This window comes from Nocardioides carbamazepini (assembly GCF_024614185.1).
In the GTDB taxonomy this organism is placed as follows: Bacteria; Actinomycetota; Actinomycetes; order Propionibacteriales; family Nocardioidaceae; genus Nocardioides; species Nocardioides carbamazepini.
Map to the genome: position 1 here is coordinate 354889 of NZ_JAHTLF010000003.1, position 24224 is coordinate 379112.

General features: G+C 72.8%; 21 protein-coding genes. 16 read left to right on the forward strand and 5 right to left on the reverse strand.

The window, feature by feature from the left end:
- Positions 1-84 precede the first annotated feature (84 nt).
- Positions 85-3597: an indolepyruvate ferredoxin oxidoreductase family protein gene (locus KVF89_RS02225; RefSeq protein ID WP_257422965.1), complete on the reverse strand. Its 3513-nt coding sequence runs from the start codon at positions 3595-3597 to the stop codon at positions 85-87.
- Entirely contained in the window at positions 3594-4685 is a 1092-nt protein-coding gene (locus KVF89_RS02230) for a Glu/Leu/Phe/Val dehydrogenase dimerization domain-containing protein (protein ID WP_257422967.1), read from the reverse strand. The genes KVF89_RS02225 and KVF89_RS02230 overlap by 4 nt, the downstream gene beginning before the upstream one ends.
- A 131-nt stretch (positions 4686-4816) precedes the next feature.
- Here KVF89_RS02230 and KVF89_RS02235 point away from each other — a divergent pair, with 131 nt between their 5' ends.
- A complete protein-coding gene (locus KVF89_RS02235) occupies positions 4817-5302 on the forward strand; it encodes an Lrp/AsnC family transcriptional regulator (protein WP_257422969.1) in 486 nt (161 codons plus the stop codon).
- A 78-nt stretch (positions 5303-5380) separates the two neighbouring features.
- Here the strand turns inward: KVF89_RS02235 and KVF89_RS02240 are convergent, their stop codons facing one another.
- Genes KVF89_RS02240 through KVF89_RS02250 form a run of 3 tightly spaced genes read right to left on the reverse strand, consistent with a single transcriptional unit; the run spans position 5381 to position 8097 of the window.
- Positions 5381-5863, reverse strand: coding sequence for a nuclear transport factor 2 family protein (locus KVF89_RS02240; protein WP_257422970.1), 483 nt, complete (start codon positions 5861-5863; stop codon positions 5381-5383).
- A gap of 9 nt (positions 5864-5872) precedes the next feature.
- A complete protein-coding gene (locus tag KVF89_RS02245) occupies positions 5873-6916 on the reverse strand; it encodes a TIGR03617 family F420-dependent LLM class oxidoreductase (protein WP_257422973.1) in 1044 nt (347 codons plus the stop codon).
- Entirely contained in the window at positions 6913-8097 is a 1185-nt protein-coding gene (locus tag KVF89_RS02250; RefSeq protein ID WP_257422975.1) for an acyl-CoA dehydrogenase family protein, read from the reverse strand. Before KVF89_RS02250 ends, KVF89_RS02245 begins: the two co-directional genes overlap by 4 nt.
- A gap of 129 nt (positions 8098-8226) precedes the next feature.
- Here KVF89_RS02250 and KVF89_RS02255 point away from each other — a divergent pair, with 129 nt between their 5' ends.
- The 15 genes from KVF89_RS02255 to KVF89_RS02325 all read left to right on the forward strand — a co-directional run bounded on the left by KVF89_RS02255 (position 8227) and on the right by KVF89_RS02325 (position 24119).
- Positions 8227-9609, forward strand: coding sequence for a hypothetical protein (locus KVF89_RS02255; RefSeq protein WP_257422977.1), 1383 nt, complete (start codon positions 8227-8229; stop codon positions 9607-9609).
- Positions 9609-10796 carry an acetyl-CoA acetyltransferase gene (locus KVF89_RS02260; protein WP_257422978.1) on the forward strand — a complete coding sequence of 396 codons (1188 nt, stop codon included), beginning with the start codon at positions 9609-9611 and terminating at the stop codon, positions 10794-10796. Before KVF89_RS02255 ends, KVF89_RS02260 begins: the two co-directional genes overlap by 1 nt.
- A 90-nt stretch (positions 10797-10886) precedes the next feature.
- A complete protein-coding gene (locus tag KVF89_RS02265) occupies positions 10887-11492 on the forward strand; it encodes a TetR/AcrR family transcriptional regulator (protein WP_257422980.1) in 606 nt (201 codons plus the stop codon).
- 93 nt (positions 11493-11585) lie between these two features.
- Entirely contained in the window at positions 11586-12680 is a 1095-nt protein-coding gene (locus KVF89_RS02270) for an acyl-CoA dehydrogenase family protein (protein ID WP_257422981.1), read from the forward strand.
- Positions 12680-13591 (forward strand): hydroxymethylglutaryl-CoA lyase, encoded by a 912-nt coding sequence (locus KVF89_RS02275; RefSeq protein WP_257422983.1) that lies wholly within the window; start codon positions 12680-12682, stop codon positions 13589-13591. Before KVF89_RS02270 ends, KVF89_RS02275 begins: the two co-directional genes overlap by 1 nt.
- 50 nt (positions 13592-13641) lie before the next feature.
- Complete coding sequence (locus KVF89_RS02280) at positions 13642-14517, forward strand: MaoC family dehydratase (RefSeq protein WP_257422985.1); 876 nt, start codon at positions 13642-13644, stop codon at positions 14515-14517.
- 131 nt (positions 14518-14648) lie between these two features.
- Positions 14649-15821: an ABC transporter substrate-binding protein gene (locus KVF89_RS02285; RefSeq protein ID WP_257422986.1), complete on the forward strand. Its 1173-nt coding sequence runs from the start codon at positions 14649-14651 to the stop codon at positions 15819-15821.
- Between the two features lie 28 nt (positions 15822-15849).
- A complete protein-coding gene (locus KVF89_RS02290; protein ID WP_257422988.1) occupies positions 15850-16650 on the forward strand; it encodes an LLM class flavin-dependent oxidoreductase in 801 nt (266 codons plus the stop codon).
- Between the two features lie 57 nt (positions 16651-16707).
- Positions 16708-17601, forward strand: coding sequence for an LLM class flavin-dependent oxidoreductase (locus tag KVF89_RS02295; protein ID WP_257422990.1), 894 nt, complete (start codon positions 16708-16710; stop codon positions 17599-17601).
- Complete coding sequence (locus tag KVF89_RS02300) at positions 17598-18803, forward strand: acyl-CoA dehydrogenase family protein (protein WP_257422992.1); 1206 nt, start codon at positions 17598-17600, stop codon at positions 18801-18803. Before KVF89_RS02295 ends, KVF89_RS02300 begins: the two co-directional genes overlap by 4 nt.
- Entirely contained in the window at positions 18800-19831 is a 1032-nt protein-coding gene (locus KVF89_RS02305; RefSeq protein WP_257422994.1) for an acyl-CoA dehydrogenase family protein, read from the forward strand. The genes KVF89_RS02300 and KVF89_RS02305 overlap by 4 nt, the downstream gene beginning before the upstream one ends.
- A complete protein-coding gene (locus tag KVF89_RS02310; RefSeq protein ID WP_257422996.1) occupies positions 19828-21366 on the forward strand; it encodes an AMP-binding protein in 1539 nt (512 codons plus the stop codon). The genes KVF89_RS02305 and KVF89_RS02310 overlap by 4 nt, the downstream gene beginning before the upstream one ends.
- A 4-nt stretch (positions 21367-21370) precedes the next feature.
- Entirely contained in the window at positions 21371-21766 is a 396-nt protein-coding gene (locus KVF89_RS02315; RefSeq protein ID WP_257422997.1) for a Zn-ribbon domain-containing OB-fold protein, read from the forward strand.
- Positions 21763-22932 carry a thiolase C-terminal domain-containing protein gene (locus tag KVF89_RS02320; RefSeq protein WP_257422999.1) on the forward strand — a complete coding sequence of 390 codons (1170 nt, stop codon included), beginning with the start codon at positions 21763-21765 and terminating at the stop codon, positions 22930-22932. The genes KVF89_RS02315 and KVF89_RS02320 overlap by 4 nt, the downstream gene beginning before the upstream one ends.
- Before the next feature lie 26 nt (positions 22933-22958).
- Positions 22959-24119, forward strand: coding sequence for an ABC transporter substrate-binding protein (locus KVF89_RS02325; RefSeq protein WP_257423000.1), 1161 nt, complete (start codon positions 22959-22961; stop codon positions 24117-24119).
- Positions 24120-24224 lie beyond the last annotated feature (105 nt).

Sequence of the window (24224 nt, forward strand, 5' to 3'; positions counted from 1 at the left end):
CGGCCGCCATGGTCGAAAGTCCCGGGAGGGCAGGGCCGCTGTTCCTGTCCCTGCCCTCCCGGGCGCGTTCGGTGCGCGCGGGGCTCAGCTCACCGTCGCCGGCGGGGTGACGCCGAGCTCGCGCAGGGCGGCGACGTACTGCTCGACGTTGCGCAGCTTGACGCTCTCGTAGCCGCGGACCAGGTCGGGGAGCTCGGCGAGCCGCACCGCGCGGTCGTACGACGCGAGGTCGAGCGTCGCGGCGAGGTCGGTGACCATCGTGCGGTAGTGGTCGCGGAGGTCGCGCTCCACCCGGCGCAGGTGGGCGTAGCCGAACACGTCGGCACGGGTGCCGCGCAGCGACTTCATCCGGGCCAGGGCACGCAGGGTGCCGTGCGACCGCGGCCCGAAGGAGAGCTTCTTCGTGCGGCCCATCGCCCGCAGCACGGGCGGGTGCAGCTTGAACGAGACGGTGCCGCCGGGGAAGGCGTCGCCCGTCGAGGCGAGGAACGCCGGGTCGGTGAGGAGCCGGGCGACCTCGTACTCGTCCTTGTACGCCGTCAGCTTGAACAGGTGCCGCGCGACGGCCTCGCTGAACCTGGTCTCGGTCGTGACGGCGCGCTCGGCTGCCGCGACCTCCGCGACGATGGCGACATAGGAGTCCGCCAGCCGCTCGTCCTGGTAGCCGACGAGGTCGGTGGCGCGCCGGGCGACCAGGCGCAGCACCTCGCCCTCGAGGCCGGAGCCGGCGACCGAGGCGGGCACCGGGATCTCGGGGACCGGTGTCGGCGGGGCGGCGACCGTGCCGGCGGCACCGAAGGCGGCGGGGTCGGTCACCGCGACCCGGCCCCAGCGGAACGCGGCGACGTTGGCCGCGACCGCGGTGCCGTTGATCTCGATGGCCTCCTCGATCGCGGCGGCGGGCAACCGGAGCGCGCCGGTCTGGTACGCCGCACCGACGAGCAGGAAGTTCGCGGCGACCGTGTTGCCGAAGATCCGGTCCGCGGCCTCGAGCGCGTCGAAGTCGAAGAGCTCCACGCTGGCGGTGCGGACCCGCTCCAGCAGGCCGGCCTCGTCGGGGTGCTGGACCCTCGGGTCGTGGACCATCGCGCCGGTCGCGGTGCGGCTGGTCGAGACGACGGCCCGGGTCGCGGCGGCGCTGCCGTAGGCCAGGTTGCGGTCCTCGGCCAGGGTGAGCAGGTCGAAGCCGAGGAAGCAGTCGGCGGACCCCGGCGTCAGCCGGTTGGCCGGCTCGAGGTCGCCGTCGGCGAACCGCAGGTGGCCGGTGACCGGCCCCGCCTTCTGGCTCAGCCCGGTCTGGTCGAGCGACTCGACGGCGTACCCGGCCCGGAGGGCGGCGGTCGCGAGCACCTGGTTGACGGTCACGATGCCGGTGCCGCCGATGCCGGTCATGAAGACGTTCTGGGTCGTGGTCGCCCGGTCCTCCGCCGAGCTGGCCGCCACGGTCGGCGGAGTCGGGTAGCCCTTGCGGGCGGGCTTGCCCGCCGTGCGTGCGCGACGGCGCGAGCCCTTGGCCGGGGCCGTCTCCACGGTCACGAACGACGGGCAGTCGCCGTCGAGGCAGCTGTAGTCGGTGTTGCACGACGTCTGCTCGATCCGGGTCTTGCGGCCGTACTCCGTGTCGACCGGCTGCACCGAGAGGCAGTTGCTCTTCACGCCGCAGTCGCCGCAGCCCTCGCAGACGGCCTCGTTGATCACCACGCGCTGCGTGCGTGCGGGGAGGCCACCGCGCTTGCGCTGGCGGCGCGCGTCGGCGGCGCAGTGCTGGTCGTAGATCAGCACGGTCACGCCGGGGACCTCGCGCAGCATCCGCTGCGCCTCGTCGAGGCGGTCGCGGTCCCAGAGCAGGGTGCCGGGGGCGAGGTCGCGCCGGCGGTGCCGGCTCGGGTCCTCGGCGCACACGACGATCTTGGCGGCGCCCTCGGTGTGCAGCTTGTGGGTCAGCTGCGGGACCGACAGCGCGCCCTCGGCGTCCTGGGCACCGGTCATGGCGACGACGTCGTTGTAGAGCACCTTGTAGGTGATGTTGACGCCGGCGGCGATGCACGCCTGCACGGCGAGCTGCGCGGAGTGGAAGAAGGTGCCGTCGCCGACGTTCTGGAAGATGTGGCCGGCATCGGTGAACCAGGTCTGGCCGATCCACTGGGCACCCTCGCCCCCCATCTGGGTGACGCCGGTGACGGTGTCCTCGGGCCGGTCGGAGATGGTCACCATGGCGTGGCAGCCGATGCCGCCGCCGCCCATGGAGCCCTCGGGGAGCACGGTGGAGCGGTTGTGCGGGCATCCCGAGCAGAAGTACGCCGACCGGTTGACCGGCAGCAGCGGCAGCGAGGTGCGGGGGCGCTGCGGCGGTGTCACGGTCACCCAGTCCTCCAGGGCGTGACGCAGCGGAGCGAGCAGACGCCCCGCAGTGAGCTCACCGTCGGCCGGGACGAGCCGCCGGCCGGTCGCGTCCAGCTTGCCGAGGATGCGCGGTGCGTGGTCGGAGCCGTAGAGGAGGTCGCGGATCTGCATCTCCATGAAGGAGGTCTTGTCCTCCACGACGAGGATCTCGTCCAGCCCGTCGGCGAACCGCCGGACAGCCGCCGGCTCGACCGGGCTCATCATCCCCATCCGCATCAGCCGGATGCCTGCCGCCACCAGGGCGTCGTCGGTGACGCCGAGGTCGGTGAGCGCCTGGCGCAGGGAGTCGAAGCAGCTGCCCGACGCCACCAGCCCGAGCCGCGCCCCCGGCGCGTCCACCTCGATGACATTGAGGCCGTTGCGGGCGGAGTAGTCATGGACCAGTGCGGTGCGCGGGCCCACCAGCTCGGCCTCGGCGCCCACGATCATCGGCGGCCGCAGCACGATCGGGCTCTGCGTGTAGGCGTAGGGATGACCGTCCCAGTCGATGGCGGGCGCGACCGGGGTGACGTCGATGTCGGCACCGTCGACCACCCAGGCGCCGTCGGCGACGTCGGCGACGATCTTGAGGGCGACGACGCAGCCCGAGGTGCGCGACATCTCGATCGCGTGGAGTCCGAGGGTGACGATCTCGGTGGCGTTGCGGGGGAACAGTACGGGGATCCCGAGCGCCGCCAGGGACCGCTCGCTCACCGCCGGCACGGTGGAGGACTTCGAGGCCGGGTCGTCGCCGACCAGGAGCACGGCGCCGCCGCGCCGGTTGACGCCGTACATGTTGGCGTGGCGCAGGGCGTCGGTCGCCCGGTCGACGCCGGGGCCCTTGCCGTACCAGAAGCCGGTCACGCCGTCGTGGGTGCTGGTGCCCAGCGGCAGCTCGATCTGGCTGCCCCACACCGAGGTGGCGGCGAGCTCCTCGTTGAGGCCGGGGACGAAGCGGATGTCGTTCTCGTCGAGCACGTCCTGCATGTCCGCGAGCATCCGGTCCAGTCCGCCGAGGGGGCTGCCCTGGTAGCCGGACACGAACGACGCGGTGCGCAGGCCGCGGCGGCGGTCGAGGGCACGGTGCTCGACGAGGAGGCGGGCGATGGCCTGCACACCCGTGAGCAGGGTCGGCGGTGCGTCGACGCGGAAGCGGTCGTCGAGGTCGTACGGCGCCGCCGGCTCGCCGGCGGGGCGGTGGAGAAGCTCGGTCATGCGCGGACTCCCTCGGTCGGTCGGGACGGCGCGGCGGCGAGGCGCTCCGCGACGATCTCGGCAGCCACCTCGCTCGGCAGCCGGCCGCTCTCGTCGGAGCGGCGCAGGATGTCACGCACGGTGTCGGCGATGCGCGCGACGTCGCCGCGGACCTCGTCCGCGGTGCGCTCCCAGATCTCGCCGCCGACCTGGATCAGGCCGCCCGCGTTGGCCACGTAGTCGGGCACCCAGGTGATGTCGCGCCGCCGGAGCAGCGCCGCGACCGAGGAGTCGAGGAGCTGGTTGTTGGCGGCGCCGCACACGATGCTCGCGCGGATCGCGTCCACCGAGCCGGGCGTGAGGGTGGCACCCAGCGCACACGGGGCGTAGACGTCGACCGGCGCGTCGAGCACGGCGTGCCGGACCGTGACCCGGGGGTGCCGCTCGAGCACGCGGGCCAGCGCGTCGCCCGATGCGTCGGACACGGTGACCTCGGCCCCCTCCTCCAGGAGCAGGCCGACCAGGTGGGCGCCGACCTTGCCGACGCCCTCGACGCCGACCCGCCTGCCGCGCAGCCCGTCCGGCCCCCATCGATGCTCGGCCGCCGCGCGCAGCGCGCTGAAGACGCCGTACGCCGTCGAGGGGCCGCTGTCGCCCGAGCCGCCGTTGCTGCCCACGACGTACCGGGTCGCCGTCGCGACGATGTCGAGGTCCTGGGCGGTCGTGCCCACGTCGCCGGCGGTGAGATAGCGCCCCGAGAGGGAGTCGACGAACCGGCCGTAGGCCGCGAGCAGCGCGGGGGTCTTGACGGTCGCCGGGTCGCCGATGATGACGGCCTTGCCGCCACCCAGGGCGAGGCCGGCGGCGGCCGCCTTGTGGGTCATGCCCTGCGAGAGTCGCAGCACGTCGGTGAGTGCCTCGGCCTCGGTGGCGTAGGGGTAGAACCGGGTGCCACCCAGCGCCGGGCCCAGCCGGGTGTCATGGATCGCGATGATCGCGCGCAGTCCGGTGGCCCGGTCGCGGCAGAAGACGACCTGCTCGTGTCCGGCGGTGCCGAGCTCGTCGGTGCGCTCGAAGACGAGGTCGGCGGGGGCAGCGGTGAGGGTCATGCGCACGAGCCTGGGGCATCGTGGGCCCGGTCACAACTCCTGTCGCCGGGATTGGCGTCGATCCGCAATCCGATCGCCGCATGCAGGGCCGTCTGCGCAACATGGTCTCCGTGCGGAGTAGATTCTGTTGCGTGACCGATGCGAAGCAGCGGAGGAGCGGGACGACCGACCACCAGCCGGCGGTCCTCGACGCGACCGACCGCGCGATCCTCGACCTCCTGCGCGAGAACGCGCGGCGGCCGCTGCGCGAGATCGCGACCGCCGTCGGCCTGACCGTCGCGCCCGTCCAGCGACGGATCGCGCGGCTGGAGAAGGTGGGGGTGATCGAGCGCTACACCGTGCAGATCAACCACGGCCGGATCGCCACGGGCATCGAGGCGATGACCGAGCTGCACTTCGCCGACGACCTCGACCTCGCCCAGATCATGGAGTTCGTCGCCCAGATCCCCGAGGTCGAGGAGGTGCTCACCCTCGCCGGGGATCCCGACGCGCTGGTCCGGATCCGGGTCAACGGCGTCGAGGACCTGCGTCGCGTGGTCAGCTCGCTGCGCTCGGGCGGTGCCGTGGCCAGCACGAAGACCCTCGTCGTCCTGGAGCAGTGGACCCGGTTCGGCTGAGGCCGGCCGACCTTGTAACTACCTGTTAGGTACGGTTTGGAACGATCAAGTCGTGGAGAACCGTGCTGTAACACTTAGTTACAAGGGCCGCTTGCCGCCACGTTCGTAGCGCTGGAACCGCTCGGGGAGCTGCTCGGACCCGGTGGTCTTGGTGCCCGCGACCCGGACCTTGCGGGCCTTGATCCGCCAGCGGTCGCCCTCGTCGACGAGCTCGTCCTCGTAGCAGCCCCACACGTGGAGGTGGAGGTCCTGCTCCGCGTTGTCGTGGAAGGCGTAGACGTAGGCGATGGTCCGAGCGGTCCCGTCGCCGACCTCGAGGAAGCTCACGGTCGAGACGTGGTGGCTGGTCGCGGTGTAGCGGCCGGTGGCGGCCTCGAACAGGCCGCGCAGGTCGGCGCGCCCGGTCGTGACGTTGCCGTGTCCGTAGTCGAAGGTGGCGTCCTCGCTGAACAGGTCGGCCAGCAGGTCGATGTCGCACCGGTCCACGCCGCGGCTGTAGGCGTGCAGCGTGTCACTGATCTCGGCGCGGGCGACGAGGTCGTCGGCGGTCAGTCGGCTCATCGGGTCACCTCACGCGCCGGCGGCGCTGGTCGCGGGGACGGGGTCGTCGGCGAAGGCGGCCAGGATGGCGCGCAGCCGGTCGGGGTCGCCGGTCGGCCAGCCGAAGTACGACGAGACCCGGTCGATGCGGCCGCCGAACCGCTCCTTGCACAGGCGCGGCATGTCCTCAGGCGTGCCGACCAGGGCGATCTCGTGGAAGAGCCGCTCGTCGATCAGGTCGCCCATCTCGGCCCACTTGTTCTCGCGGGACAGGGTCCGCAGCTCGGGCTGGAGGTTCTCGTAGCCGACGCTCTCCAGGACCTTCGCGTAGGCCGGGGTCGAGGCGTAGAACGCGATCTGCTCGCGGGTGCGCCGCGTCACGTCGGCGATCTCCTCCTCGGTGTCGCCCATCACCAGGAAGAGCGGAACGTAGAGCTCAAGGGCGTCGCGGCCGCGGCCGGAGGTGGCGAGGCCACGGTCGACGGCGGGCAGCGTCACCTGGTCGAGGTACGCCGTGGTGGTCATGCCGTGCAGCAGCAGGCCGTCACACAGCTCCCCGCCGAGCTCGGTCATCTTGGCGCCCACGGCGGCGACCATCGTCGGGATCCGGTGCGTGTGGTGGTGCGGCGTGAACACCGGCGTCATCAGCGTGTGCTGGTAGTGCTCGCCGCGGTAGTCGAGGCGGGTGCCGTCGCGCCAGGAGGTGAAGATGGCGTCGAGGGCCAGCAGGAAGTCCCGCATCCGGTCGACCGGCGAGCTCCACTCCATCGAGAAGCGGCGCTCGACGTGGGCCTGGACCTGGCTGCCGAGACCGAGCACGAAGCGCCCGTCGGACATGGCGGCGAGGTCCCAGGAGAGGTAGGCGACCGACATCGGGTTGCGGGCGAAGGCGACCGCGATCGCCGTACCGACGGAGAGGCGCTCGGTGGTGAGCAGCGCCGCCTGGGACTGGAGGAAGGCATCGGTGACGCTCTCGCTCGCCCAGACGCCGTCGAAGCCCTGCGCCTCGGCGTCCGCCGCGATCGGTCCGCAGCCGGCGGCGGAGGATCCGATCATGCCCATGTCGATCTTCATCGTGCGTCCTTCGGTAGGTGGAGGACCCGTTCGCCGACGGCGTTCTTGAGGATCTCGTCGGTGCCTCCGCCGACGCGGAGGCCGGGCAGGCCGAGGGTGAGCTCGGACCAGGCGTAGGTGCCCCACGCCCCGCTGTCGGCGACGTGCCCGGCACCGAGGACGTCGGCGGCGACGTCGCTCATCTGGCGCAGCAGGTCCGTCGTGAGCAGCTTGGTCATGGCCAGCTCGGGGCCGGGCGTCCCGCCTCCGTCGAGGTAGCGGGCGGTGGTGAGCTGCGCGGCCCAGGCCCGCACCACGACGTCGGCGAGCTGGTCGCGGGTGCGGTCGTCGACCGGCTGCTGCACGTGGCGCGCGAGGTCGACGAGCCGGTCGACGAGGGCGTCGTCGACCCCGACCTCCCGGCCGATGGCGGAGCGCTCGTTGAGGAGCGAGGTCACGACGACGCTCCAGCCGCCGTCGATCTCGCCGACCCGCGCCGTGTCGGGGACGTGGACGTCGGTGAGGAACACCTCGTCGAACGACGCCCCGCCGGTCAGCTGGCGGATCGGGCGGATCTCGATGCCCGGCGCCCGGAGATCGACGAGGAAGGTGGTCAGGCCGGCGTGCTTCGGCAGAGTGGGGTCGGTGCGGGCGATGCAGAGACCGAGGTCGCTGTAGTGGGCGCCCGAGCTCCACACCTTCTGGCCGTTGAGTCGCCACCCGTCGCCGTCGCGCTCGGCCCGCGTCGAGAGTCCGGCCAGGTCGGACCCGGCGCCGGGCTCGCTGTAGAGCTGGCAGGCGATGATCTCGGCGGTCCGCAGCCGGCGGAGCAGACCGGTGCGCTGCTCCTCGGTGCCGTGCTCGAGGAGCGTGGGGCACAGCGTGGAGGCGCTGAAGCGGAGATAGGCGTCATCGGGGAGCTCGTGCTCCGCCTCGACCTCGCGCACGAGGTCCGTGTGCCGGGTCGACAGGCCCGCGCCGCCGTACGCCGCGGGGCCCTCGACCCACGCGAGCCCGTGGGCGTCGAGATGGGCGCGGTAGCGCCGCAGCTCGGCGATCTCCTCGGCCTCGCCCTCGGAGCGCTCGGCCACGACCGAGACCCGGTCGTCGCCCTCGCCCCATGCGTTCCCGGCGTCGGCCCGACGCGGGGCGAACGCGCCGATCACCTCGGTGACGCGCTGCCGGAAATCCTGCTCACTCACGGTCGACATCGTCCTCCGATCGGGGCTCCTGGCCCGACGCACGGTTGCGTCGGTGGGGCGGCGCACCTAAGATATCAAAGCAAGTGCTTGATTGAAAGTGTCTCCGGAGACGGGGCAGAAGGAGGTGCCGTGGTCGGCATCGAGTCATATGCGGTCTACCTGCCCGTGCCGCGCCTGGACCGGGCCGACGTGGCCCGGGTCGTCGGCGGCCGGGGCAAGGGCGTGCGCCCCGTGGCGTCGTACGACGAGGACGCCACCACCATGGGTGTGGCGGCGGCCCGGGCCGCCCTGCGCGGGACCGCCGGCAGCGAGAGCCTCTGGTTCGCGACGACCCGCCCCGCCTACCTGGAGAAGTCGAACGCGGCCACCGTCGCGGCCGCCTCCGGCCTGGCCGCGGAGGTCGCGGCCTACGACCTGTCCGGCGCGCTGCGCGGCGGTGCGGGCGCATTGCGCGCCGGCCTGTCCGCGGGTGCGTCCGTGGTCGTCGCGAGCGACGTCCGCTACGGCCTGCCCGGTTCGGCGGACGAGGCCGAGGGCGCCGACGCCGCGGCCGCGCTCGTCGTCGGCCCCGACCCGGTCGCCGAGCTGGTCGGCACCGCGTCGCTGACGAGCGAGTTCCTCGACCGCTGGCGGATCCCCGGCGAGGTCCGCACCCGGACCTGGGAGGAGCGCTTCGGGGTCGAGGAGTACGTCCCGCTCGTCGAACGGGTCGTCGACGACGTCCTCGGTCGCTGCGAGCTCAAGCGCGAGCAGATCGACCACGTCGTCATCAGCACCCCCCACGCGCGGGCCCGCGCCACGGCCCGCCGCGGCTTCGAGACCGCGCAGCTGGCTGCCTCCGACGCGGCGGGCCTCGGCTACGCCGGTGCCGCCGACCTCGCCGTCGGCCTGGCGCTGGCACTCGACGCCGCCTCGCCCGGTGACGTGGTCCTGGCGGTGTCGGCCACCGACGGCGCCGACGCCTTCGTCTTCCGGGTGACCGAGAAGCACGCGGCGGGCGCCCGCAGCGGCCTCGCCGACGCCCCTCCCGGACAGCCCGTCTCCTACGGCGACTTCCTCAACTGGCGAGGCCTGCTGCCGCGCGAGCCGGCCCGGCGTCCCGACGTCAAGCCGCCGGTCCCGCCGGCCGCGCGGCGTACCGCCGCCTGGAAGTTCGGCTTCGTGGCCGCTCAGTGCGGGTCGTGCGGCTATCGCAACCTCCCGCCGCGCCGGGTGTGCCTGCGCTGCTCGGCGACCGAGGGTTTCGAGCCGGTCTCGATGGTCGACGTCCCGGGCCGGATCGCGACGTTCACCGACGACTGGCTCTCCGAGTCCGTCCAGCTGCCGGCCCGCGTGGTCGCGGTCGACTTTGACGGAGGTGGTCGCTTCGAGTGCGAGATGACCGACGCCGTCGGTCGTGAGCTCGCGATCGGTGACCGGGTGAGCCCGACCTTCCGGCTGGCCAGCGTGGCCGGCAACGGGGTCAGGAACTACGTGTGGAAGGTGCGTCCGCACCTCGAGGAGGAGGACTGATGGGATCTCACGCCCTGGCGACGCCGGTCGCCGTGGTCGGCATGGCCTGCACCAACTTCGGTGAGCTCTGGGACCGCAACGTCGACGACCTGCTCGTCGAGGCGACCCACGGTGCCCTCGACTCCGCCGGCGGGCTCGGGGTGGGCGACGTCGACGCCTTCTGGCTCGGCTCGATGATCTCCGGCGTCTCCGGCCTGACCCTCACCCGCCCGCTGAACATCTCCCACAAGCCCGTCACCCGGGTCGAGAACATGTGCGCGACGGGGTCCGAGGCCTTCCGCAACGCCTGCTACGCGGTCTCGTCCGGCGCGTACGACGTCGTGATGGCGGTCGGCGGCGAGAAGCTCAAGGACGCGGGCTACTCCGGCCTCGAGATGCCGAGCGTGCCCAACGACGGTACGCCGCCGGTGCTCAGCGCACCCGCGATGTATTCGATGATCGTGCCCGCCTACGCCCGCCGCTACGGCGTGTCCGAGGAGCAGATCAAGGAGGCGATGACGCACATCGCCTGGAAGAACCACAGCAACGGGGCCCGGAACCCGCGCGCGCAGTTCCGCAAGGAGGTGCCGAAGGAGACCATCGCCGCGGCGCCCACCCTCGCCGGGCGGCTCAGCGTCTTCGACTGCTCCGGCGTCGCCGACGGCGCGGCCGCGGCCGTGATCGTCCGCGCCGAGGACGCGCTGAAGTACACCGACAAGCCGCTCTACGTGCACGCGCTGGCGCTCGACGCCGGCTCCGGCACGGGCCGCAACGACAGCGACTACGACTACTCCGACCTCGCCGAGGCGGCGGCGTCGGCGCGCACGGCGTACGCGCAGGCGGGGATCACCGACCCCGCCACCGAGATCTCGCTGGCCGAGGTGCATGACTGCTTCACGCCGACCGAGCTGGTCCTCATGGAGGAGCTCGGCTTCTCCGAGCGCGGCAAGGCGTGGCGCGACGTCCTCGACGGTCGCTATGACCGCGACGGCGCGCTGCCGGTCAACATCGACGGCGGCCTGAAGAGCTTCGGGCACCCGATCGGCGCCAGCGGGCTGCGGATGATCTACGAGATGTGGCTGCAGTTCCGCGGCGAGGCGGGGGACCGCCAGGTCGCGGACCCCCGGTTCGGACTGGTCCAGAACCAGGGCGGCAGCCCCGGCGACCTCGTCAGCGCCGTCACCATCGTCTCCGGCCGTCGACCCTGACATGCACCGTCCGTGCGTACGCCGCCCGGCGTGGATCCCTTCCGTTAAGGTGTCCGAGCACATGGACCGGTTGCAGAAAGGCAGCGCAGCGTGAGTACTACCCGTCGCCGCTCGACCGGCTCCCCGACGGGCGTCGCCCGCAAGGAGCTGATCCTGCGTGCCGCGGCCAAGGTGTTCTCGGAGAAGGGCTTCTCCGCGGCCACCGTCCGTGACATCGCCGACGACGCCGACATGCTGTCGGGGAGCCTCTACTACTACTTCGACTCCAAGGAGGCGATGGTCGAGGAGGTGCTCGTCGAGTACCTCGACTCGATGGTCCGGGGGTACGACGTGGCGGTCTCCGAGGCGGACGGCCCGGTCGTCGCGCTCGAGCAGCTCGTCGCCTGTGCCCTGCGGGGCCTGGTCGAGAACCGGCAGCACGTCACGATCCTGCAGAACGACTGGCACTACGTCGGTCCGATGAAGGGCATCGTCGAGCGCCAGCACCAGATCGAGAAGGTGTGGTTGGAGACGATCCAGCGCGGCATCGACGCGGGCGAGATCCGTGACGACATCGATGCCCGGATGATCTACCGCACGATCATGGGCGCGATCCAGGCGGTCATCCGCTGGTTCAACCCCCGCGGCCGGGTCGGCATCGACCGGGTCATCGAGGTGCAGACCGCGATCCTGCTCGACGGGATCCGGACGGCCTGACGGAGGCCGGACGAGAGCGCGCCGCCCGCGGCGCCCTCTCTTGTCAGCAGAGCATAGCAAGCGCTTGCTCGACATCGAGCGGGAGGAGACGTCATGGCAGGTCTGGTTCTCAGTGCCGAGCTGTCGCCGGTGTTCGCGCGGTTCATGGACCAGCGCAGCCCGGTGGAGGTGAGCCGCCTCGGTGGGGCCGGGCTTCCCGAGCTGTGGGCCGGCCTGGTCGGCGAGGTCGGCGCCGCCGGCCTTCTCGTCGAGGACGAGTACGGCGGTCAGGGGGCCACGCTCACCGAGCTGGCCGCCGCGGTCGCCGAGACCTCGCGCTGCGGCTGGTCCGGCCCGCTGGTCGCGGCGTCCGGCGTCGCCGCCACCCTGCTGCGCCTGGTCGATCCCACGGATGCCACCGGCCTGCGCCGGGCGCTCGCCGAGGACGGGCGGGTCGTCGTACCCGCGCTGCACGAGGACGGTGCCGGCGCGGTCCTCGACGCGGCCGCCCGGCTCGACGGAGACGGCGCCACGCTCACGATCAGCGGGCGCAAGACGTTCGTGGACAGCGGCACCCATGCCGACGCCTTCCTGGTCACGGCCGCCGGTGCCGATGGCGCCGTCGAGGTGGTGCTCGTGGACGCCACGGCGCCGGGAGTGCTCGTGACCGCCATGGAGGCGGTCGACCCCGGGCGCGGCCTGGCCCTCCTCGATCTCGACGGGGCGCGGGCCACCGTGGTGACATCGGGACCGGAGACGGCCGCGGCGGTGCGCGATGCCTGGCTGGTCGGAGCCCTCCTCACGGCCGTGGACGCCCTCGCCGCCGCCGACCGCGCGTTCCGGCTCGCCCGGGACTACGCGGTCGACCGCCAGCAGTTCGGCCGGTCGGTCGCCTCCTTCCAGAGCGTCAAGCACAAGCTCGTCGACATGTACGCCGAGCTCGAGACGGCGACCAGCGCCGTGCTGGTCGCGGTGGCCGCCGCGGCCGAGCAGGCGGACGACTGGCGCTTCGCCGCGTCCGCGGCCAAGGTCCGGGCCGGCGACGCGGCGATGCTCGTGCTGCGTGAGGCGGTCCAGGTCCACGGCGGCATCGGCTTCACCTGGGAGCACGAGATCTCCCACCACTTCCGCCGCGTCACCGCCGCGCGCGCCCTCTACGGCACGCCGACCGCCCACCGGGCGCTGGTGGCGGCGGAGCGGGGCTTCTGATGGGCGACGTCCCCTCCCGGGTCGTGCTGCGCGAGGTCGGCCCCCGCGACGGCCTGCAGAACGAGCCGCCCGTTGCCACGGCCGGCAAGGTCGAGCTCGTCGACGCGCTCGGGACGACGGGCCTGAGCGAGATCGAGACCGTCTCCTACGTGCACCCGCGGGCGATCCCCCAGATGGCCGACGCCGCCGAGGTGTGGTCGGCGGTTCGGCGCCGCGACGACGTGCGCTACTCGGCGCTGGTGCCCAACCTGGTCGGCGCCCGCCGGGCGCTCGACGCCGGCTTCCGCGACATCGAGGTCGTCGTCTCGGCGTCGACCACCCACAACCTGCGCAACATCAACCGCACGCCGGAGGAGTCCCTCGACGGCATCGCGGAGGTGATCGACCTGGCCCACGGCGCGGGAGCGCAGTGCCAGGTGATCGTGGCGACCGCGTTCGGCTGCCCCTACGAGGGGGAGGTCGCGGAGGACGTCGTGGCGTCGTACGCCGCCCGGGCGCGTCGCGACGGCGCCGACAGCATCTGCTTCGGTGACACCACCGGCATGGGCTCCCCGCCGCGGGTGCGCCGGCTCGTCGGCCGCTTCCGCGAGCTCGACGCGGACGCCCCGCTGACCCTGCACCTGCACGACACGCGGGGGACCGGCATGGCCAATCTCGTCGCGGGCCTGGAGATGGGGGTGTGGCGGTTCGACGCCAGCGTCGGCGGCCTCGGCGGCTGCCCGTACGCCCCGGGGGCGAGCGGCAACATCGCCACCGAGGAGGCGGTCTACCTGCTCGAGGAGCTCGGCATCGAGACCGGTGTCGACCTGGAGCGCCTCCTCGACGTCGCCGAGCTCGCGCAGCGCCTGGTCGGCCGCGAGCTGCCGTCCCGCCTGCTCAAGGCCGGGCCTCGCACCCGCCTGTCCGTCTGACCCGGCGCCGGCCGGCCACCCATCCACCCGCACGCCCTCAGGAGGAAGCCATGCCCCTCGACCCGACCCGCGTCGGCATGGTCACCGGACCCCACCCGGTGACCTGGACCGACAAGGACTCGCTGCTCTACGCCCTCGCCGTCGGCGCCGGCCAGGACGACCCGCTCGCCGAGCTCGGCTTCACGACGGAGAACAGCGAAGGCGTCACCCAGCAGGTGATCCCGACCTTCGCGGTGGTCCTCGGGCTGGCCCACGGCCTGCCGGACGTGGGCGACTTCGACCCGACCCGGGCGGTGCACGCCGAGCAGGAGTTCGAGGTGGACGGGCCGCTCCCGGCGGCCGGTGAGGCGCAGGTCGTCACGACCGTGACCGAGATCTGGGACAAGGACCCGCACGCGGTCATGTGGACCGAGTCGGAGATGGTCGACGCCGCGACCGGCCGGCGGCTGATGCGCAGCCGGCTGGGCGCCTTCTTCGGCGGCGCCGGCGGCTTCGGCGGCGAGCGTGGCCCCAGTCCCACCTGGACCGCGCCGGACCGGGCGGCGGACCTGGAGATCGACTTCGCCAGCCGGCCCGACCAGGCGCTCCTGTACCGCCTGACCGGGGACCGCAACCCGCTGCACGCCGACCCGGTGTTCGCCGCCCGGGGCGGCTTCGAGCGCCCGATCCTGCACGGCATGTGCACCTACGGCTGTGCCGCGCGACTGCTGATCAACCATCTCGCCGGCGGTGACGCCGGCGCGCTGCGGTCCATGGCGGGCCGCTTCACCCGGCCGGTCCTGCCGGGCGACGCGCTGCGCCTGGTGGTGTGGCGCGACGGCGACGAGGGTCTGTTCCAGGTGCTGACCCCCGCCGGGGACGTCGTCATCGACCGCGGCAGGTTCGAGCTGACCCGTTCGGAGGTGCCTCAGGGCGCCCGCGGCTGAGCCTCACTGCGAAATACGTCGGAAATGCGACCTCGGGCCATTGCGTGACCGGCATCACTGTGCTTAAGATCAAGCACTTGCTTCACATTAATCAAGCATTTGCTTGACCCTCCCGCAAGAAAGGGACGCTCGTGTCTCGACTCATCACCCCCCGCCGCCGGTTCCGTACCGTTGCTGCGGCCATCACCACGGCGGCACTGGTCGCCCTCTCGGGATGCAGCTCCTCCGACGAGGGAGGCGACACCGAGTACCTCGTCGGCTTCCCCGCCCTCACCTCCGGCCCGGCCGCCTTCGCCGGCGTGCCGATCACCGAGGGTGCGAAGCTCGCCGTCGAGGAGATCAACGACAGCGACTTCCTCGGCGACGGGAAGACGATCAACCTCAAGATCGACGACATCAAGGGCGACCCGGCCCAGGCCATCGCGCTGTACAAGCAGTACGCCGCGGACGGCGCGTCCGGCGTCCTGTGCTGCGGCCTCTCCTCCGAGGCCGGTGCCCTCGCGCCGATGATCAAGCAGAGCAAGGTCCCCGCGATCGTCACCTCGGCGATCCTCGCCGGACTCGCCGAGCCGCCGTACGTCTACCGGCCGGTCGTGCTGCCCGCGGAGTCGGAGGGCATCTACGACCAGTTCGTCGACACCGTCGTCCCGGCCGAGGGCATCAAGACCGCCGTGCTCGTGGTCACCTCCGACAACGACGGCATGGTCGGTGACGCCGAGATCTGGAAGGCGGCGCTGGAGCGCAACGGCGTGGACGTGGTGAAGACCATCAACACGTCGTCGACCGACACCAACTACACCCAGGCCGCCACCGAGATCCAGTCGCTGGACCCCGACACCGTCGTCGCCAGCATGCTCGGCACCCCCGCCGCGCTCCTCGCCAAGTCGCTGCGCGAGCGCGACTACGACAAGCGGATCCTGACCAGCTACGGCGTCGACAGCGTCGAGCTCTTCAAGTCCTCTGGCGGCGGCCTCGCCGGTGCGCTGTTCGCTGTGCCCTTCCAGGCCGGCTTCACCGACAACGAGCTCGCCACGAAGTTCACCGAGGCCTACCAGGCCGAGTACGGCAAGGAGCCCGACATGTACGGCGCTCAGGGCTACACCGCCATGTGGCTGCTCGCCGAGGCCATCAAGGAGGCCGGCGACAAGGACCCGGCCAAGGTGGCCAAGGCGCTCGAGGGGATCACCTCGCAGGACAGCGTCTACGGCGAGCTCGTCTACAAGGACGGCCAGGCCAGCCTGAACGCGCCGGGCTCCTATCTGGAGTGGAGCGCCGAAGGCACGCTCACCGAGTGGGCCGGCTGACGATCGCCGCGTGAGGGAGAGGATGTCGATGGACCTCGGAATCGCCTGCAGCTTCCGGACGACCGGAGGAGAGGCGCTCGGCACCGCGATCGCGCGGGCCGGCGTGGCCGCCGAGCAGGCGGGGCTCGCCTCCTGGTGGGCCGGTGGCGACCGCGAGGCCGCCACCGACCGGGCGCACGACCCGAACCTGGGCCTGCAGCGCCTCGCCCGGGCGACGAGCGGGATCCGACTCGGGCTGTCCGGCGACCTCCTCTCCCTCCACAGCGCGGCGGTCCGTGCCAAGCAGATCGCCAGCATCGACTGGTTCGGCGGCGGGCGGCTGGAGCTGGGGCTCGACCTCGGCACTCCGCCCGCTGCCCTGGCGGACCCGTTCCGCGACGTCGACGACCACGTCGGCCGATCCCTCGACAACCTCGGCGCCATGCGTGCCCTGTGGACCGAGCGCCGCGCGTCGTACGCCGGCGAGCACGTCTCCTTCACCGGCGCCATCGCGCTCCCCAAGCCGGTGGGCGCGAGGGTGCCGGCCACCCACCTGCGTGCCACCTCGGCCGACGTCCTGGACCGGTACGTCGCCGCCCACGGCGCCCCCGCCGGATGGCTCGCCTGGCAGGCCGGTCGCGACGACCTGACCGCCTCGGTCGAGGTCCTCGGCAAGGTGCTCGGCGACGCCGCCGACGGCGTACGACGCACCTGGTGCGTCCCGGTCGCCGACCTGCCCGTGGCCCGCGAGGCGATCGCCTCGCTGCCGGTCCGCGTCGACGAGCTGGTCGCCGACCTGGACCACCTGCCGACCGACGAGGAGATCGCCGCCATCGCGGCGTTCGCCTGAGTCGCGGCACCCATCGACACACCCATCCAGCCACGCACGACCACGAGAGGAGCCTCGGTGGAGATCGGTCTGGTCGACCTGTTCGACGGCAGCGCCGAGCGGGACCCCGCCTTCATGGCACAGTTCGGGAGGACGGCCGAGGAGCTGGGGTTCACCGGCATCTGGCTGCCGGAGCACATCGTGTTCTTCGACGAGTACACCTCGGAGTACCCGTACCCCGAGGCGCCGTCCGCGACCGACCCCGAGAAGGTCGAGCGGCACAACAAGACCGTGGACGGCAAGGCGCGCGTCGAGGCCGCCGCCGACCAGGGGCTGCTCGACGTGCTCCAGGCCGCGGCGGAGGTGTGCGCCGCCACGACCCGGCTGCGGATCGGCAGCTCGGTCATGCTGCTCCCGCTGCGCAACCCGCGCCTGCTGGCCCGCGACCTGATGACGGTCGCCGCCCTCACCGACGGCCGGGTCGACCTCGGCGTCGGCGTCGGCTGGTCGGCCGAGGAGTTCGCCGCCTGCCAGACCGAGTTCAAGACCCGCGGCCGCCGCTGTGGCGAGGGGATCGCCGAGCTCACCCGGCTCTGGGAGGACCCCGACGGCATCTACCCGGAGGACCGCGCACCGATGCCGCGGATGCTGGTCGGCGGGCACTCGCCGGCCGCGCTCCGCCGCGCCGCCGCCGTCGCGACCGGCTGGTACCCCTGGAACCTGACCCCCTCGCAGTTCACCGAGCACCACGCGACGTACTGCGCCCAGCTCGAGGAGGCCGGCCGCGACCGGTCGGAGCAGCACGTGATCGCCGGGCTCCGCTTCACGGGCGAGATGGACGCCCTGCCGGCCGTGGTCGAGCGCTACCTCGAGCTCGGGGCCGACGGCGTCAACCTGTCCCTGCGGATGGGGACGGACGACTACGCCGAGACCATGCAGGCCGTCTCCGACGCCCTGGGACTCGCGGCATGAACCACCCCGTCACCGAGGCCGACGTGGAGGAGTTCCGCGCCGAGGTCCGCGCCTGGCTCGCCGAGAACGTCCCGGCCGAGCCGTTGCCCCCGTGGACCGAGCGGGAGGGCTTCGACCTGCACCGCGCCTGGGAGGGCCGGCTCTTCGAGGGCGGGTACGCCGCCGTCGACTGGCCAGCCGAGTACGGCGGCCGCGACGCCGGGTTGCGCCGGTCGATGGCGTTCGCCGAGGAGTACTACCGGGCCGGCGCTCCGGAGCGGATCAACATGGGCGGGCTCTACCTGCTCGGCCCGGTGCTGATGCAGTACGGCACGCCCGAGCAGTGCGCCCGCTGGATCCCCGACCTGCTGGCCTGTCGCACCATCTGGTGCCAGGGCTTCAGCGAGCCCGGCTCCGGCTCCGACCTCGCCTCGCTGCGGACCCGGGCCGAGCGCGACGGCGACCACTTCGTCGTCAACGGCCAGAAGATCTGGACCTCGATGGGCGGCTTCGCCGACTGGATCTTCGCGCTGGTGCGCACCGATCCGGAGGCGGGCCGCAAGCGCAAGCACGACGGCATCACCTTCTTGTGCATCGACCTGCGCTCGCCGGGTGTCGAGGTGCGGCCGCTGGCGATGGTCGACGGCACCCGCGGCTTCGCGGAGGTCTTCTTCACCGACGTCCGGGTCCCGGTCGAGAACGTCGTCGGCGAGATCGACCGCGGCTGGGCCGTGGCGATGTCGACGCTCGGCTTCGAGCGGGGTGCGGTGTTCGGGGACCACGCCAAGTTCTCCAACGACGTCGCCGACCTGGCGGCGCTCGTCGACGCACGCGACCTCGGCGAGGACACGCACGCGCTCGACGAGCTGGGCCGGGTCCTGGTGCAGACCGAGGTCTACCGCGCCAACGTCTACCGCCTGGCCGCCCGCGCGGAGGCGGGTGGCGAGCTCGACAGCACCGCCAGCATCAACAAGGTCTTCTGGACCCAGATGCAGCACGACATCTTCGACACCGGCATCCGGCTGCTCGCCGAGGACGGGGCCGCCGTCGGCGACCCGGGCTCGCTGCCGGACGCCGACCCCGCCACGCTGCGCGCGTGGTCCCAGTGGCACCACCGCTACTGGTACGCCCGGGCCGCCATGATCTTCGGCGGCACCAACGAGATCCAGCGCAACATCATCAGCGAGCGGGTGCTGGGCCTGCCGATGGAGCCGCGACGATGACCCTCCACGACACCCTCGACCAGGACCGGCGCGAGCTGGTCGAGCTCACCGACGACCTGCTCGGCAGGCACTGCGACCTCGACTTCCTGCGCGCCCGGATCGACGACGGCACCGCCCACACCCCCGGACTCTGGAGCCGTCTGGCCGAGACCGGCCTGGTCTCCGCGCTCGTCGCGGAGGAGCAGGGCGGCGCCGGGCTGTCGCCGGCCCACCTCTCGGGTGTGCTGCACAGCCTCGGCCGGCACGCGGTCCCCGAGCCCTACCTGGAGACGGCGGTGCTCGCCGCGACCGTGCTCGGCGCCCTGCCCGGCCCGGTCGCGGACACCTGGCTGCCGCGGATCGCCGCGGGCGACGCGATCGTCGTGGTCCGCCTCGGCGAGCTCACGCCGCTCGTGCCGTACGCCGCCGACGCCGACCTGCTCCTCGACCTCGCCGACGACGGTGCCGTGCGCGCCTTCACCGCCGACGAGCTCGAGGTCACCCCTGTCGCCGCGCTCGACCCGTTGCGTCCCCTGGCCCGGGTCGTCCTCGCGGGGGCGGGCACCGAGGTCGGTGACGACAGCGCCGTCGTCGCCCGTACCCGGACCCTCGCCCTCGCCGGCGCGGCCTGCCTGCTCGCGGGCGCCTCCCAGCGGCTGCTCGACCTCACCGTCGAGTACGTCGCCGTCCGCGAGCAGTTCGGCCGCCCGGTCGGCTCCTTCCAGGCGGTCAAGCACAAGGCGGCCGACCTCGCCGTCATGGTCGACATGGCCACGGCGGCGGCGCTCTCGGCCTTCGACGCCGTCGACGAGCCGGACGGCCCGCGCCGCGCGGCCGCGGCCAAGGCGTACGCCGGCGATGCCGCCGCCCGGGCCAACGTCGACGCGCTGCAGCTGCACGGTGGGATCGGCTTCACCTGGGAGTACCACCTGCACATCTGGCTCAAGCGGGCGATGGGCCTCGCCGCGTCGTACGGCACGACGACGGCGCTGCGCCGCGACCTCGCCCGCGAACTGCTGGCGCGGGTCGCGGGGGAGCGGCGCGGATGAGCGAGCTGGGCTTCTGGCGTCTGGCCGCCACCGCCCCGGGGGCGTGTGCCGTGGTCGAGCCCGACGGCACCGCCGTCACCCGCGGGGAGCTGCTGGCCCGGGCCAATGCGACGGCGCGGCTGCTGCGTGACCTGGGCCTCGAGGGCGGCGACCGCGTCGTCGGTGTCGTCGCCAACGAGTCGTGGGCGATCGCCCTGGTGCTCGCCTGCCAGCAGGTCGGCGCCTACTACGTCCCGGTCAACACGGCGCTGACCACGACCGAGGTCGGCTACATCGTCGAGGACGCGGCCCCGGTGGCCGTGCTCTGCTCGCTCGCGTACGCCGACACGGTGCGCTCGGCGGCGGACGCGAGCGACCTCCCGGCCGAGCGCCGCCTCGCCTTCGGCGCGGCCGCGGGCTTCCGCGACCTCACCACCGAGGTCGCCGGCGTGCCCACCGGACCCCTGGAGGACCGGTCACCGGGCTCCTACCTCGGCTACACCTCCGGCACGACGGGTCGTCCCAAGGGCGTGCTGCGCCGGCTGCCCGAGGGCGACCCGGACGACGTGTTCGCGGCCGGCGCCGCCTGGCAGCTCGGCATGTTCGGCATCACCCCGCTCGACGACGGGGTGCACCTGGTGACCTCGCCGCTGAGCCACACCGCGGTCAGCGGGCTCGCGGTCACGTCCCTCCACTACGGGCACGCTGTCGTGCTGACGGGCCGCTTCGACGCGGAGCAGGTGCTGCGGCTGATCCAGGAGCACCGGGTCACCACGACCCACATGGTGCCGACCCAGCTGCACCGGCTGCTGCGCCTGCCCGAGGAGACCCGGGCGGCGTACGACGTCGGCAGCATGCGCAACCTCGTGCACGGAGCCGGGCCCTGCCCCGAGTCGGTGAAGCGCGCGGTCATCGCGTGGTTCGGCCCCGTCGTGTGGGAGTACTACGGCGCGACCGAGGCCGCCGGCACCGCCATCTCCAGCGCCGAATGGCTCGAGCGTCCCGGCAGCGTGGGACGTCCCCAGCCCGGCGCCGAGGTCCGGGTCCTCGGCGACGACGGTGAGCAGGTCCCGACCGGCACCGCGGGTGCGGTCTACCTCCGGATGGGCGCGAACGCGTTCGAGTACCGCGGCGACGACGCCAAGACCCAGGCCGGTCGCGTCGGCGACTTCGTCACCGTCGGCGACGTCGGCCACCTCGACGAGGCCGGCTACCTCTTCCTGCTCGGCCGCTCGGCCGAGGTCATCGTCAGCGGCGGGGTCAACATCTACCCCGCCGAGGTCGAGGCCGCGCTGCTCGAGCACCCCGACATCCAGGACGCCGGCGTCGTGGGACTGCCCGACCCCGAGTGGGGCGAGCTCTCGTGCGCCGTCATCCAGGCCGTGCCCGGCTCCGCACTCTTCGGCGCCGACGTCGCCGACCTGCTCGGGCCCTTCCTCCACGACCGGCTCGCGCGCTACAAGGTGCCGCGCCAGTACCAGGTCGTCGCCGAGCTGCCCCGCGGCGCCAACGGCAAGCTCCGCAAGCACCTGCTGCCCGATCTCGTTCAGGAGTGACCTCGTGAAGCCCGTCCCCCTCGCCACCCCGGACACCCAGGAGTGGCTCGACCGGATCGATGCCGGCGAGCTGACCGTGCCCCGCTGCACGGCCTGCGCATCGTCCTTCCTCTACCCGCGCAGCAGCTGCCCCCGCTGCGGCGCGCGCTCGGTGGAGCTGGTGCCGGCCGCCGGCACCGGGGTCCTGCTGTCGTTCGTCGTCAACCACCGTGCCCCGGCCGGCTTCGAGGCGCCGTACGCGCTGGGCGTCGTCCGGCTGGCGGAGGGACCGCACCTGACCGGCGTCGTCCGCACCGACCGCCCGGACCTGCTGGAGGTCGACGCCGCCGTGCGGGTCGGCTTCGAGGAGCGCGGCGAGCGCCGCGTCGTCTGCTTCGACCTCGAGGAGGCCGGACGATGAGCGTCCGTGGGACCGACCTGCGCGGAGCGATCGCGATCGTCGGTGCGGCCGAGAGCACCGACCTGGGGAAGATCCCCGACAAGTCCGCCCTGGAGCTGCACGTCGACGCCGCGCTCAACGCGCTGGCCGACTGCGGCCTCGCCCCGGCCGACATCGACGGCGTCGCCTCGGCCGGCGAGCTTCCCAATGACATCGCCGACTACCTGGGCATCGTGCCGGAGTACCTCGACGGCACCAACGTCGGCGGCTCGTCGTACATGCTGCACGTGCGGCACGCGATGGCCGCCATCAGCGCCGGCCTGTGCGAGACCGTGCTCGTCACCCACGGCGAGTCCGGACGCTCGCGCATCGGCATGACGCCGTGGGCGCCCGCCCCGCAGTCGTTCATGGCGCAGCTGGAGATCCCGCACGGCCCGGTCGGCGCCCCCTCGCTGTTCCCGATGGGCGTGCGGCGCTACATGGCGGAGTACGGCATGACGCGCGAGCAGCTCGCGCTGGTGCCGGTCGTGCAGCGGCAGTGGGCGGCGATGAACCCGCGCGCCAAGCTGCGCGACCCGATCACCGTCGAGGACGTGTTCGCCTCGCCCGTGATCGCCGACCCCGTGCACCTGCTGCACTGTTGCCTGGTCACCGACGGCGGCGGCGCGCTCGTGCTCACCTCGGCCGAGCGGGCCCGCTCGCTCGACCTGCCGAACCCGCCCGTCTACGTCCTCGGCGCCGGCGAGTCCAGCGAGTCGTCGGTGGTCTCCGGCCTGGAGAGCCTGACCTCGTCGCGCGCCATCCGCCTCGGTGGCGAGCGCGCCCTCGCGCAGTCCGGGGTCGCCCACGCCGACGTCGACCACCTGATGGTCTACGACGCCTTCGCGCATGTCCCGATCTACGGCCTCGAGGACCTCGGGTTCGTCGGCCGCGGCGAGGCGCCGGCCTTCATCGAGGACGGCCACACCGCCCCCGGTGGCAGCCTGCCGATGAACACCAACGGCGGCGGCCTGTCCTACACCCACACCGGGATGTACGGCATGTTCGCGATCCAGGAGTCCGTGCGCCAGGTCCGCGGCACCGCCCCGGCACAGGTCGACGGCGTCGACATCAGCGTCTGCACCGGTGTGGGCGGCATGTTCATGAGCTCCGGCACCCTCGTGCTCGGCAGCGCGGCCACCCTCTGAGATCCACCCCGACAGGAGATCCACCCATGCGCAGAGCCGTCCGCACCGCCGGCGCCCTCACCGTCCTCGCCGTCGCCGGCACCGTCCTCGCCGGATGCTCCTCCTCGGACGAGGAGGGCGGCGCCACGACGTACCTCGTCGGCGCACCGATCGTGCAGTCCGGTCCGGGCGCGTTCGCCGGCAAGCCGGTGGCGCAGGGGATCGAGCTCGCCGTCGCGGAGATCAACGACAGCGACTTCCTCGGCGACGGCTCGGAGATCGAGCTCGAGATCGTCGACACCGCCGGTGACCCGGGCAAGGCGATCGCCGCCTACCGGCAGCTCGAGGCCGACGACGCCTCGGCCGTGCTCTGCTGCACCCTGGGCGGCGAGGCCGGCGCGCTCTCGCCGCTGCTGCGGGAGAGCACCGTGCCCGGCGTCGTGACCGTCTCCATCCTCGACGACCTGGCTGACCCGCCGTACCTGTTCCGGCCGTTCGAGGTGCCCTCGGCGCCCGGCGGCATGTACGACCAGTTCCTCGACACCGTGCTCCCGGCGGGGGACTTCGCGGACGCCGTCATGGTCGTCAACGACGACAACGACGCGATGGTGCAGGACGCGGCGGTGTACGAGGCCGGCCTGGAGCGCAACGGGGTGGGCCTCGCCAAGACGATCCGCGTCGGCACCGCCGAGACGTCCTTCACGGGCGTCGCCACCGAGATAGCCAGCATCGACCCGGACGTCGTGGTCGCCAGCACCATCGGCTCCTCGACCGCCAACCTCGCGAAGGCGCTGCGCAGCCGTGGCTACGACAAGCCGATCGTCTCCAACGTCGGTGCCGACAGCCGGGCTGCCTACGACGCGTCCGGCGGCGACCTGGCCGGCACGATCTTCCCGACCCCCTTCAGCGCCGCGTTCACCGTCAACGACGAGGGCGCGGAGTTCGCCGCCGCCTACGAGGAGGAGTACGGCGAGGCGCCCGACATGTTCGCCGCCCAGGGCTACACCGCCATGTGGCTGGTCGCGACCGCCATCCGCGACGCCGGCAGCGGCGACCCGGCGGAGGTCGCCGAGGCGCTCGCCGCCGTCGAGGAGCAGGTGTCGGTCTACGGCACCCTGAGCTACACCGACGGCCAGGCCGAGGCCGAGGAGCCCGGTCAGTACCTCGTCTGGGGCGCGGACGGCTCGCTCACCCCCTGGCCCGCCTGACCGCCGACCCGGCTCAAACTGAATCTGAGATCACGCCGACCCGGCTCAAACTGAATCCCGGACAACGCCGACCCGGCGCAGATTGAACTCAAGCGGAGTTCAATC